Origin of the sequence: Streptomyces tardus (assembly GCF_018101125.2) — a bacterium.
Classification (GTDB): Bacteria; Actinomycetota; Actinomycetes; order Streptomycetales; family Streptomycetaceae; genus Streptomyces; species Streptomyces tardus.
In genome coordinates this window covers 265,970-277,852 of record NZ_JAELVF020000002.1, presented here as the reverse complement: position 1 = coordinate 277,852, position 11,883 = coordinate 265,970, and the positions used below count along the sequence as shown (strand labels likewise).

General features: G+C 71.9%; 9 protein-coding genes and 1 pseudogene. 4 read left to right on the top strand and 6 right to left on the bottom strand.

The genetic code is table 11. From position 1 onward, the window contains the following. A partial coding sequence (locus JGS22_RS22095) for a hypothetical protein (protein ID WP_216815110.1) occupies positions 1-478 on the top strand: 478 nt, incomplete at its 5' end. A 1,018-nt stretch (positions 479-1,496) separates the two neighbouring features. On the opposite strand, the gene JGS22_RS22090 is transcribed toward JGS22_RS22095, so the two are convergent. Next, the gene (locus JGS22_RS22090) at positions 1,497-1,760 is read right to left on the bottom strand and encodes a hypothetical protein (protein WP_211041748.1); all 264 of its coding nucleotides are present in this window, start codon (positions 1,758-1,760) and stop codon (positions 1,497-1,499) included. 146 nt (positions 1,761-1,906) lie between these two features. Here JGS22_RS22090 and JGS22_RS27170 point away from each other — a divergent pair. After that, positions 1,907-2,576: pseudogene (locus JGS22_RS27170) on the top strand (ABC transporter permease); the annotation flags it as partial. A 14-nt stretch (positions 2,577-2,590) separates the two neighbouring features. On the opposite strand, the gene JGS22_RS22080 reads toward JGS22_RS27170, so the two are convergent. From JGS22_RS22080 to JGS22_RS22060, 5 genes are all read right to left on the bottom strand, one after another. Beyond that, a complete protein-coding gene (locus JGS22_RS22080; RefSeq protein ID WP_211041747.1) occupies positions 2,591-3,502 on the bottom strand; it encodes a ferredoxin family protein in 912 nt (303 codons plus the stop codon). After that, entirely contained in the window at positions 3,499-4,701 is a 1,203-nt protein-coding gene (locus JGS22_RS22075; RefSeq protein WP_211041746.1) for a cupin domain-containing protein, read from the bottom strand. Before JGS22_RS22075 ends, JGS22_RS22080 begins: the two co-directional genes overlap by 4 nt. Continuing rightward, complete coding sequence (locus tag JGS22_RS22070; RefSeq protein WP_216815109.1) at positions 4,698-4,904, bottom strand: hypothetical protein; 207 nt, start codon at positions 4,902-4,904, stop codon at positions 4,698-4,700. Before JGS22_RS22070 ends, JGS22_RS22075 begins: the two co-directional genes overlap by 4 nt. Positions 4,905-5,487: 583 nt before the next feature. Further along, positions 5,488-5,976 carry a hypothetical protein gene (locus JGS22_RS22065; RefSeq protein ID WP_211041744.1) on the bottom strand — a complete coding sequence of 163 codons (489 nt, stop codon included), beginning with the start codon at positions 5,974-5,976 and terminating at the stop codon, positions 5,488-5,490. A gap of 3 nt (positions 5,977-5,979) precedes the next feature. Then, positions 5,980-7,230 (bottom strand): molybdopterin-dependent oxidoreductase, encoded by a 1,251-nt coding sequence (locus tag JGS22_RS22060; protein ID WP_211041743.1) that lies wholly within the window; start codon positions 7,228-7,230, stop codon positions 5,980-5,982. 288 nt (positions 7,231-7,518) lie between these two features. Here JGS22_RS22060 and JGS22_RS22055 point away from each other — a divergent pair, with 288 nt between their 5' ends. Both JGS22_RS22055 and JGS22_RS22050 read left to right on the top strand, forming a co-directional pair. After that, entirely contained in the window at positions 7,519-8,931 is a 1,413-nt protein-coding gene (locus tag JGS22_RS22055; RefSeq protein ID WP_211041742.1) for a C39 family peptidase, read from the top strand. Positions 8,932-9,133: 202 nt separating this feature from the next. After that, the gene (locus tag JGS22_RS22050; protein WP_308405839.1) at positions 9,134-11,866 is read left to right on the top strand and encodes an AAA family ATPase; all 2,733 of its coding nucleotides are present in this window, start codon (positions 9,134-9,136) and stop codon (positions 11,864-11,866) included. The last annotated feature ends 17 nt before the right edge of the window (positions 11,867-11,883 follow it).

Here is an 11,883-nt window from a genome sequence, read left to right as displayed (position 1 = left end):
CACCCACACTGACCCCCTCGGACTCGCCCCCTGCGAAGGGGAGCAGAACTCACTGCCGGCCGTCGGTCCCGCCGAGGTGTGGCAGGGAGACGTGCACGGGGACGTCGTGGTGCAGGGCGGCACGGTCGAGGGAGATGTGCACGGCACCGCGATCGTGGTGGACGGCGGCACGGTCCACGGCAACGTGCAGAACGCGGTGCAGATCGGCGGCCACAACGTCATCGGTGAGCAGGGCCCGCCGGGTGCGAACACCATCACCGGCAACGTCACCGGTGTGCCCGGCCACTCGCAGGGTGTCTCGGTGCAGACCGGGCAGCTCGACGGCGGCGTCAACATCGACGGCGAACGGGTCTGGCCGCTGGACGGCGTCAGCGCGCACGGCGCCCGCCCCCGTCACGTCACCAACCAACTCACCGGCGACGTGAACGGCCTGGCGGTCCAGGCCGGCTCGGTCCACGGAGGCGTCCACCTCGACTGACTCGACACCATGGGCCGGACCCGTCCGCCGAGGCGGACGCCCGTCCCTCGCCGGGCCTCCGGCGGCCCGTTCGCATGAGACTTCCGGCGTCCCCGGTCCGACGTGCCGCGATACGTGTGCGTGAACGCCGTCGGGGAGTGCCGACCCCGGAGGCGTGTCGGCGACCACGGCCCCACGGGCCGTACTGCCGTCGCCGCCCGACGCCGCGTCATTTGTGCGCCGCCCGCAGCTGCTTTCCCGGCCCGGAGCAGATGCCCTGTGCAGGTGGCTTTCGGATTTCGAGGTGGCGGGCCGGGATTCTGGCCGGTGCGTGTAATCCTCATCGTTCTTCCGGGGTGCCGTGTACGCGAAGAAGTGCGGGTGGGAGCGGTGTTGGCAGTCCCGGCGCCCATGCGGATTCAGCCGCGTCGCGTTTTGCCGGCCGTTTGTCCGTCGGGAATCGAGAACGGCGACCAGCCCCCCGCGGAGCCGTCCATCCGTCCCCGTTGTCCCGTTGAGGCGGCGAACAGGCGAACAGGTGGGCCGACGATCTGATGGGCTTACGGGATCGTGAATTCCGGCAGCTCGGTGAATCCCCTGTTCGTCAACTCGTTGCCAGTCGGGCGCAATTGGCTGCTTTCGCGATCTTCCTTCCGTCCTGCGGCCCTCTGGATCCAGTTATCCGAGACCGTGAACCCTCGGATCGGAGTGGCGAAGGGGAGGCAGCGGTGGATATTCCGCCTCTCGCTTCCTGTTCGCGCGGAGTCGGTCGGGTTCTGCGCGGTGCCTCTCGGTCGGGAGGTCGCGCAGGGAGACCGGGGGGACGGTCGCGCCGGCCCTCCGATCGACGCGGAGTCCGGCGCGACCCAGGTGCTGCCGGCGAGCTGCGGCTGCGTGCAGCACCGTGCCGCCGTCCCTCGCACCTTCTGTTTTCCGGTCCGCGGGGTGCGCTGCCGTCGGACTCGCCGCACTCACGCGGCGGTTGGGCGGCGGTCGCGGCACGTGTTGTGCCGCGACCGCGCACTCAGGGGCGAACCTCTCAGGAGGAGAGCAGGCAGAAGTTCAGGCCCTGGAGCCCGAGTAGTCCGCCCTGCTCGTTTTCGTTCTCATTTCCGCCGACATTGCAGATCGAGAGCCGGCAGAGATTCGTTCCCTGTGTGGAGCGGCCCTCCCGGTCGGCGGAAGCGGCGTTCTGCGAGACGTTCTGTGTGTTCTTTGTCTGGGCGGGAGCGGCCCGGGCGGCGGTTCCCGAGAGCAGCAGCAGGGCCCCCGCGGCTGTGCCGACGATCGCCCAACGCTGCATGGTCGCACGGTGTTTCACGATTACTCCCAGGTGTCTGTTCGTGCGCGGTGCACCGTGTCTCTATGGAGCCGCGAGGCCCGCGGATTGGTTACCGGCCGGTTTTTTCTGCTCCGGGAACCCGGTAACTCCGCGCCGTCGCCCGTGTTCACGTCTTCGGCGGCAGCCTCGGCGGTGACGACTACCGCGTCTACCCGATGGGCGGGATCTTCGTCCAGGCCGTCACCTTCAATGTGAGCTTCACCGCGCTCGGCCTGGCCAACGACATGGACAAGGGCCTTGTCGACCGCTTCCGCTCGCTGCCCACGCCACGCCTGTCGGTCGTGCTCGGCCGCACTCTGTCCGACCTGGTGATGAGCTCCGTGACTCTGACGGTGACGGCGCTGTGCGGGCTGGCCGTCGGGTGGCGGGCTCAGGCGTCGCCGGGGGAGGGCCGCGCTCGCCTTTCTCGTCATCCTCGCCTTCGCCTTCGCCATGTCCTGGGTCGGCGCCACCATCGGGCTGACCTCGCGCAGCGTCGAGGTCGCCCAGAGCGCCGGGCTGATCTGGCTCTTCCCCGTCACCTCCGTCTCCTCCGCCTTCGTCTCCACGGCGGACATGCCGGGCCCGCTGCGTCATGTCGCCGAGTGGAACCCCATCTCCGCCACCGCCACCGCCGCCCGCGACCTGTTCGGCAACCGGCCGCCGCCCGGGCTGGAGACCGCCGCCTCGTGGCCGGTGCAGAACGCCCTGCCGTACTCCCTGATGACCACCACGGCGATCACCGCGCTGTTCATGTCCCTGGCCATCCGCCGCTACCGCCGCATCACCCGTGGGTGAGGCTGCGGCCCGGGTCAGCGCAGGCGGACGGAGGTCGCCTCGTAGCGGACGGCCACGCCGTCGGCAGGTCCGCGGCAGGTCAGTCTGCGCGGCGGGGAGCGCCGGGCGACGACCTCCACGTCGAGCTCCGCCGGATGCGGGGGGCGGCCGAGGACGCGGATGCGCCAGCCCGCCCCGGAGCGCTCCGTCGAGGCGATCGCGTAGTCGTGCCTTCCCGCCGGACCGAAGCGTTCGAGCACCGCCGCGACGGCCGCCTGCTGCGGCGGGCGGAGGGTGGTGTAACCGCGCAGATAGCCGCCGTGGATCCGGTCGGCCAGATGCTCCTCGACCACGGCGAGCGACGAACGGGCGTCCAGGCCGCCGTAGTAGACGCCGTCGGGCAGTACGACGACATTGGCCGCGAAACGGTCGCCGCCGACGTGGGTGCACTCCCACACCGCCTCCGGCCAGCGTTCGCTCAGCGCCCGGACGACGGGCCGGCCGCGAACGGCGCAGCAGGCGTCGTGCAGACCGTGGGCGCAGACCAGAACGACGGGTGGCAGGCCGAGTTCCCCCGGGCTCTCCAGCGCGTCCGCGATCTGTACCAGGTCACGGTCGCGCTGCCAGCTGCCCCACTGCTGACGCAGCGCGCCCGGCCCTCCGTGGCGCAGCACCGCCCACCGGTCGCTGCCTCCGGCCCGGCGGCGGCCGTGGCGCCTGACCAGGAGGACGCGCGCCCGCGCCGCCCGGGCCCCGGAGTGGACGAGTGCCTTGACGGCCGGATCGAGGTCCAGCCCGTCGAAGCCGTTGGCGGGCCAGCCGCCCCGGTGCTCGATGAGTACCCAGACTGCCCCGTGCGGCGCGGTGCCCGCACACAAATCGCCGCGGGCGCGGGCCGCCTCGGCGCAGAAGAACCGTCCGGCGCTCGGCGGTTCGACCGCGTTCACCGGTCCGCCGCCACCAGCAGGCCCGCGCGCAGCAGCCGCGCGGCGAGGTCCATCCCGAGGTCGCCCGCGGTGTGCACGCCGCCGTCCAACAGCCGTGACACACGCGGGAGTTCGGACTCCGAGAAGTCCAGCCATCCCACTCGGCTGGAGAGCCTGACGCCGGAGAGCCGGGCCTGGACCGCCTGCCGCAGCCGGACCGGTGTGGCGGGGCCCAGCTCGCGCAGGGCCGCGAGCTGGGCCAGCGGACCGAGCGGCGCGGGGCGTGCCTGGGCGCGTCGTGCCCGTTGGAAGAGGGGTTCCGGCTCGGCGTCGGCGACTGCCGCCAGCAGCCGCGTACGGATCACTTCGATCTCGGCGTCCAGATCGTCGGCGCCCAGCGGGAGGGTGCCGCGAGCCGCGGGGTCGTCCCTGAGGACGGCAAGCGCGGCCCCGGTGAGCTGCTCGGCCAGGGCGTAGCGGGTCCAGGCGTGGATTCCGAGAGTGAGGTGGATCGAGACCTCGCCCTGCGCCTGCGCGGAGTGCAGCCAGCCGCGCGGCAGATACAGGACGTCACCGGGACGCAGCTCCGCGTCCAGCTCGGGCTCGTTCCGTCGGGCAGCCTCGGCCACAGCAGCGCGGTGATCGGTCCACGGCTGGTCGCGCAGCGGCTGGGACAGTACGGGTTCGTGGACGATCCAGCGCTTCGTGCCCTCGATCTGGAGCACGAAGACGTCGTGCACGTCGTAGTGGGCGTCGAATCCCCGGTTCTGCGGCGGCGTCACATACGCGTTGGCCTGCACGGGGTGGCCCAGCTCGCTGCCGAGCGCGGTCACGAGGTCGGCCACCGGCGCCCAGGTGCGGTGCAGCGCCTGCAGTACGAGGGTCGCCCCGTCGGCGAAGGCGCGCCAGAGCGCGGTGTCGTCGAGCTGGTCGGAGACGGTGGCGCCGACGCCGGCGGGCGAGGTGAACGACGATTCGGGCAGCGTCGACCCGTTCTTGGCCACCCGCAGGAACGGCGTGCGCAGACCGCGGCGTGCGACCAGCTCGTCGACGGCGGACGCGGAGAACAGATCGGAGAAGTCGTCCGCGTTCCGGGTCAGCAGCGCCGTACGGGCCCAGACGTCGCGCGCGAACTCCTCGCGTCCGAGCCCGGTCAGACGCGACTCCAGGACGCCACCCCGCGGGGCGGCGTCCCGGGTCTCGGCGCGCGGGAGGCTCAAGAGCGGTCCGCCCCTCCGTCGGCGCCACCGTCGTGTACGCCGGGGGTGCCGGCTGCGCCGCCGTCCGCGGGACCTTCGGCACCGCTGTCCGCGCCGCCGTCGGCGCCTCCGTCCGCGCCGCCGTCGTGGACGCCCGGGGTGCCTGCCGCACCGCTGTCCGCGGGGCCCTCTTCCTCAGTCGACCGGTCCTCGGAATGCACCATCGTTCCTCCCAGAAGTTGCTGTGCGACCGGGTCCGGCCGGATCTCGGGAGACCGAGCTTCCTGCTGTGCGCCGCGCTCCTCGGCGGGCGCCGGGAAGTTTCGCCGAACCGGTACTGCCGCAGACGGGCCCGCTCGGTGCAGGCGGTTTTCGGGTCGGGTTCACGCTTTCCACGCCCTCGGGAGCGCGTACCTCTTCACACCGTAATCCGGTGATTCGAACTCGCAACCGAGAGCCTTCGGGACGTCGCGGCGGTCCGTGGAACGGCCCGTACGCGCGGCTGTGTCCGCCGGCGTCACCCCTGCCGCTGCCGCGTTCGCCCGGGGTGTCGGCCGGGCCGGAGGGCCCGGCCTGCGCTCACCCACCCGCCTCGCTCGCGCTCGCCGCCCGCGCAGGGGTACGGGCCGACGCGTCCGCATCGGCGCCCAACACACGCGCGCCGACCCGGCCGCACGCACCACCTCGGCTGACCGCACGCACCACCTCGGCCTCGGCGCACCCGTACCGACCCGGCAGGCCCGACCGCCCGGGGCGGCGCGAACACGTCGGGGGCGGAACGCGGCGCGTACCGCCCGCGCGCGGCGCTCAGTGAGCGTCCGGCCCGGTCGAGCTGCGGCTGCGCAGGACCGAAACGGCGAGCAGCAGCGCACTGGCGCCGAAGAGCGCGGCCGTCACGAGCAGCCAGTTGGTCAGGAAGCGGTCGGAGGACAGACCGGAGGCCGCACGGTAGGCGTCCTCGGTCCTCCCGCTGATCGTCGGGAACCAGACGAGCAGCAACAGGAGCGAGAACGCGGCGGGCACCCGTACGTATCCCGCCAGGGCCCGTTCGCCGACGGCTCCGGCCGTCGCCAGCAGGGCCCGGTCCGCGGCCGAGTACAGCGGCAGCAGCACGAGGTCGTGCAGCAGCGCCGCGCCGACGATCCACAGCGCCACACCGAGCCAGTCGTCGGCGAGCAACCGGATGCCGACGTAGGCGGAGAGCGCGAACGAGCAGAGCAGCAGGGCGAGTTGGAGCGGGCTGCCCAGCGGCAGTCGCGGCCCGGGGGCGCGGTGGGTGGTCTTCCGGTCCGACACGGGTCACAGCCTCTCGAAGTTCAGCCGGGCCACCCACTTGGTGTTGAGCACCCCGGGCGCGGCCGGCACGATGACGCGCGCCGGATAGCCGTGATCCGGTGAGAGCCGCGCGCCGTTGACGTACAGCGCGAGCAGGGAGCGCGGATCGGCCACCTGGTTGGCCCGCAGCGCGCCCCGCCGGAACGCGCCCCGGCGCTGAAGGGATTCGACCGTCACGTCCGGGGGAGGGCCGTCGCCGCCGTATCCGACGAGAGCGGCGAGATCGCTCAGCCGCACGCCCCGCCACCGCTGGTCGCCCGTGGACCAGCCCTCGACGCAGGCGATCGGCAACTCGGCCGTGTGCAGGGGCATTTCGGCGAGCTGTGCCCGGCTGAGACGGACCGTCCCGGTACGCCCGACGACCGTCAGACGCCAGGTGTCCGCGCCGGTCTCGGACGCTTTGATGCCCGCGGCGGCAGCGGTCTTGTTGATCTGGAAACCGTTCGGGCCGCCGCCCGGTTCGGGCCCGCCGCGCGGGGCGAGCAGCGCCGTCGGGCGCAGGCTGTCGAAGCTGCGCCCGACCGTGGTGGCGAACAGGAGCGCCGAGCCCCCGCCCACGAACCAGAGGGCGCCGCGCCGAGAGACGGTCGGCGGGTCGGGCTCGGGCGCGGCCAGGACGTCCGTACGGCCCTGCGGTCCGGCCTTCCGGAGGGTCCGCAGGTTCCGCACCGCGACCGGCACCCGGAGCACGGCATGGGTGAGGAACGCCGCGAGGAAGATCCAGGCCCCGTAGAAGTGCAGCGGGTAGAAGGAGCCCGGGAAGAGGTAGTCCAGCTGGACGTTCAGCACCCCGGTCGCGAAGACAAACAGGCCGCCGCCGACCAGCAGAAGCAGCGAGATCCGCTCCAGCCCGTGGACGAGGGAGCGCACCGGCGGCAGCGCGAACAGCCGCGGAACCACCGACCACAGCTTGGCGAGCAGCACCGGAATCAGCGTGACGCCGAGCGTCACGTGCACACCCTGGTTCAGCCGGTACAGCCAGTGCGGGTCGGTCGGCCAGGGGAACAGGTAGAAGCCGAGCAGCCCCTTGTCGGGGGTCGTGTCGTTCACCGGCGCCAGGTCCGGGTTGTACGCGGCGTAGGAGAGCAGGCCGGTCAGGAACAGCACCGGGACGCCGACGAGCAGTACGAGGCCGAGCACGGAGGTCAAGCGGGTGCCGCGCAGCGGACTGCGCCAGAAACGCGGCGAAGTGGGCAGTACGGGGAGGTCGCGCATGTAGCGACCGTAGGACCGCAGCGCCCGCAACCCGGTGCCCGACCTGCGAGGAGCGGCCACCCCCGGCGGTTCGTTCACCGAACGGCCGTGCCCGAGCGCCCCCGGCGGCCGGCCGGCGCTGCCCACCCACCCGCCGCACCGGCCCCGTTGACACTGGTCCACGCCAATATTGGTGCGCACCCGTTGGGCGGGGGCACTGGTCCCCGACTCCGCCGCTCGCGATAGTGGAGTGATCCGCCGCGCAACGGCCGGCCGCCGCCCGTACACCGAACTGGGGGACCCCACCGCATGAGCCGAACTTCCGCCACTCGCCGTACCGTTCTGACCGCGGCGCTCGCAGCAGCCGCCGGTCTCGGTGCCGCGTCCGCCGCGTCCGCGTCGGGCGCCCGCCTCCCGGCCGGCGCCCGTACCCCCGCCGGCCTCGCCGGACCCGCAGCCCGCAACGCCGCCGAGGAGTCGACAGTGAGCTACCACGCCTGGACGACCGCGGCGGACTGGGCCACCGGTACCGGCGAGGGCACCCGCGTCGATGCGGTCAAGCGCGCCGGGATCGTCATCGACAGCGCACAGGGCACGGTGGAGTACGAGGACCCGCACGGCGGCACCGAGACCACCAGCTGGGAGTACGCGCGCTGGACCGGCCCGGTCACCGAACTGGACACCCCCGCCACCGAACTGATCGCCTCGTGGAACGCCCGTACGCCGGAAGGCAGTTGGGTGCGAACCGAGGTGCAGGGGACGTACACCGACGGTGAGACCACCCCCTGGTACACCCTCGGTGTCTGGGCCTCCGGCGACGGCAGCGACGTACCGCGGCGCACCTCCGTCGACGACCAGGGCGACGACCGCACCTCGGTGTGGACCGACACCGTCTCCGTCGACGACACGGAGGCCGGCCCGCTGCTGGCCGCCTTCCAGCTGCGGCTGACACTGCTGCGCACACCCGGTTCGGACGCGACCCCGACCGTGTGGCGCGGCGGCGTGATGGCCTCCGCGGTGCCGGAACGCTTCGAGGTACCGGCCTCCGAGCCCGGCGAGGCGAGCGGCGTGGAACTGGACGTGCCCACGTACTCCCAGAACGTCCACGTCGGCCGCTACCCCGAGTACGACAACGGCGGCGAGGCCTGGTGCAGCCCCACCTCCTCGCAGATGATCATCGAGTACTGGGGACGCGGGCCCAGCGAGGAGGACCTCGCCTGGGTCGAGCCGGAGTACGACGACCCGCAGGTCTGCCACGCCGCCCGCCAGACCTTCGACTACCAGTACCAGGGCTGCGGCAACTGGCCGTTCAACGCCGCCTACGCCGCCACCTACCGCGACATGCAGGGCATCGTGCTCCGCCTGGACTCCCTCGCGGACGTGGAGCACCTGATCCGCGCGGGCATCCCGCTGATCACCTCCCAGTCCTTCCTGGCCGAGGAGTTGGACGGCGCCGGCTACGGCACCGCGGGCCACCTGATGACCGTCGTCGGCTTCACCGAGGACGGCGACGTCATCGCCAACGACCCCGCCGGCAGCGACAACAGCGACGTCCGCCACGTCTACAAGCGCCGCCAGTGGGAGAACATCTGGCTCCGCACCAAGCGCTACAACGCGGAGGGCAAGGAGGCATCCGGCTCCGGCGGCGTCTGCTACATCTACCTCCCGGCCAAGCCGAGCGCAGTCCAGCGCCGCGCCCTGAAGGACCTCGGCATCCGCTAGCGGCCGGTCCGGGGAGCGGTGCCGTCAGGTGTTCCCGCACCTGACGGCACCGCTCCCTGCCATGCCGGATCCCGCGCCTTGCTGGGCTGGTTGCCGACGATCTTCTCCGCGGCCTTCCTGTCGCTGCACTAGGGTTCAGCGAGGCAGCGCCGGGAATATTGCTGCCGCTTGGAATTGAGTGATCGTTAGGGGAGGGGACGGGGTGTCGACAGCGTTCGTCGACCGGGTCGAGACCATGGCGCGGCTGCAGCAGGCTGCCCGTGAAGTGGTGGATGGTGCCGGGCGGTTGGTCATCGTCGAGGCCGAGAGCGGGATGGGGAAGACGGCGCTGTTGACGGCGTTCGCCCGCAAGGCGGGGCAGGAGCAGCAGCCCGGTGCGACCAACTGCCGTGTGGTGCAGTTGTCCTGCGGGGCGGCGACTTCGACCACCGCCTTCCACCTCGCGTACGACGCGCTCCTCGCACTGGGCGAGACCGTGAAGCCGCAGCAGACCTTCTGGTCCAGGCTGCGGCGCATGGGCGTCGCTGCCGCGTGGTCCACCCCGAAAGCGGTGGGGGACCTGGTGCCCGGCCTGGGGGCGGCGGTGACCATCGGTCAGGACGTGGTGTCCGCGGCCCTCGACTCCGGCTCGATGCCCGCCGACAGCCTGCAGCCCCAACAGCAGGCGGTGACCCTGGGAATCGCTCAGGAGCTGCTGCGGCTCGTGCGCGACGGGGCACCCGTACTGCTGATCCTGGACGATATCCAGCACATTGATCTGAGTAGCCTCCAGGTGCTGCACCGCCTGGTCGCGGAGCTGCCGGGCGCACCGTTGGGGCTGGTCGTCAGCCGCACACTGCGCGAGCCGGCGACCAACGCTGAGGCGGTCGCGGAGCTGCTCGCCCTGTGGACGGCGCGGGACGGAGCGCAGAGCCTGTCGCACATCGTCCGTGAATCACTGTCAGCGTTGCCGCCGGACGCGGTCATGGACTGGGTGACGCTGGACCGCCCCGGAGCGTCTGCCTCCGAGCAGCAGAAACTGGCCGGAGCCCTGACCGAAGTGACCGCGGGCAGCCCTGTCTTCCTCCGGCAGTGCCTGGCCCTGCTCCCCGGCGACGGTGTCTCCACCGTGTCGTTGCCGCGCCGGCTTCCGGAGGCCTTCGCCCGCCGCTTCGACCGAGTCGAGGAGGCGGACCGGGACCTGCTGAAACTGGCCACCTGTTACGGGAACACCTTCGTCGCGGCCGTCCTCGCGGAGGTGCTCCGAGAGGACCACTCCCACGTGATGGAGCGGCTTCTGCGCATCTCCAGCGTGCACGGGCTGATCCGCGCGGTCGAAGAGCGGCCCGACTGGGTTGAGCATCTGGGCTCGGACAGCTACGAGTTCGAACATCAGGCACTGCGGGCCGCGATATACCGGCAGCACCAGAGCACCGGCCTGCGCGAGACTCGGCACGCCGAGCTGGCCGACGCCCTGACACGGTTGGCCGAGCGGAACTGGCAGAACAGGCAGACGCCGTACGAAGTGCGCCTGGCGACGGCTCGGCAGTTGCGCCGAGCCGGCTTCGCACGGCGGCTGGACTCGGCAGCCGCCCACCACGAGCTTGCCCGCTCGGTGGCGCTGAGCGGCCTGTCGTTCACGGAGGCCGAGCAGCACTGCCTGGTGGCGATCGAGGCAGTACGGGCGCTGGAGCCCGATCCGGAAGGTCATCGGGACGCGCAGTTCGTCGAAGCAGTGGAGTTGCTGCTCAGCCTGACCGAGGTCCGCTGGCAGGGCCACACCACGGTGGCCGACGGCCCCGACATCGACCGCCTTGCGGACGAGGCCGAGCAGGCTGCGCTGAGACTCGGCGACCAGCGGCAGATCGCCCGTACCACGCTGCTCCGTGGCAAGACACTGCTGGTCAAGTTCGGCCTCGAGCCCTCGCTGGACAAGCTCGCCGCCGCGGTCGAGCGGGCCGAGGAGGCCGGCGACCCGGTGGCCCTGTTCGTGGCGAAGGTGGAGTACGGGCGGCAGCTTCCCAAACGGAACCTGGAAGCGGGACTGCGGGTGCTCATCGAGGCCGAGGAGCTGTACGCCTCCGAACCGCTCCTGGGCGAGGCGAACAGCCCGGTCCTCCAGCACGCCCGCAACCTCAACGAGATGCAGCTCGGCGTCAACCTCTTCGACCACGGCCGGTTCGGCGAGGGCCGCAACCGCCTGGTGCGCTGCACCGAGCGCCTGCGTGCCGAGAGACTGTGCACCGAGCTCCCCATCGCGCTCAACTACCTCGCCCAACTGCACCTCGCGACAGGCGAGTTCACCGAAGCGGAAGCCGTACTCGCCGAAGCCCGCGACATCGAGGCCGCACGCGGCGCGGACAGCGGCTGGCATGCCTACAACACGGCACTGCTCGCCCTGCTGTACGCGCAGGACCCGGCTCGCCGGCAGGAGGCGCGCGATCTGGCCGCTGCTGCCTGGGCCGAGACCGAGCGCACCTGGCTGGCCAACCTCGTACCCATCGTGCGCAACCTCTACGTCGAGGTACTCGTGGCGCTCGCGGAAGAGGGACGTCCGGGGGAGGAGGATCTGGACTTCGCCGATCGGCTCGCCTCGGACACCATCGAGGAGACCGTTCGCAGCGGGATGCACCGCAGCCGGATCGCCGCACTGTCGTTGCGCGGAAGGGTGGCCCTGCGACGTGGCGACGCCACTGCGGCAGCTGCCCACGCTCGCCAGGCACTGGCTCTGCTCGAACAGTACGGCGACATGCCGGCACTGCGGACCGAAGAGGTTCTCCACGACGCGGCGTGCGCGCTGGAGGCCGTCGGAGCGCAGGCCGAGTCGACACAGTTGCTGGAGCGGGCGCGCGGCGAGGTGGAGCGCAAGGCGGCGAGCATCGAGGAGCCGGAGCGGCGACAGCGCTTCCTCCAGGAGGTACCGCTCAACCGGTGGATCACGGGCACCCAGCCCTAGCACATTGACGCACTACG

Coding starts and splice junctions, on each gene's coding strand:
- JGS22_RS22060 (WP_211041743.1), bottom strand. CDS start 7,230: ATGCGCGACCTCCCCGTACTGCCCACTTCGCCGCGTTTCTGGCGCAGT.
- JGS22_RS22070 (WP_216815109.1), bottom strand. CDS start 4,904: ATGGTGCATTCCGAGGACCGGTCGACTGAGGAAGAGGGCCCCGCGGAC.
- JGS22_RS22055 (WP_211041742.1), top strand. CDS start 7,519: ATGAGCCGAACTTCCGCCACTCGCCGTACCGTTCTGACCGCGGCGCTC.
- JGS22_RS22090 (WP_211041748.1), bottom strand. CDS start 1,760: ATGCAGCGTTGGGCGATCGTCGGCACAGCCGCGGGGGCCCTGCTGCTG.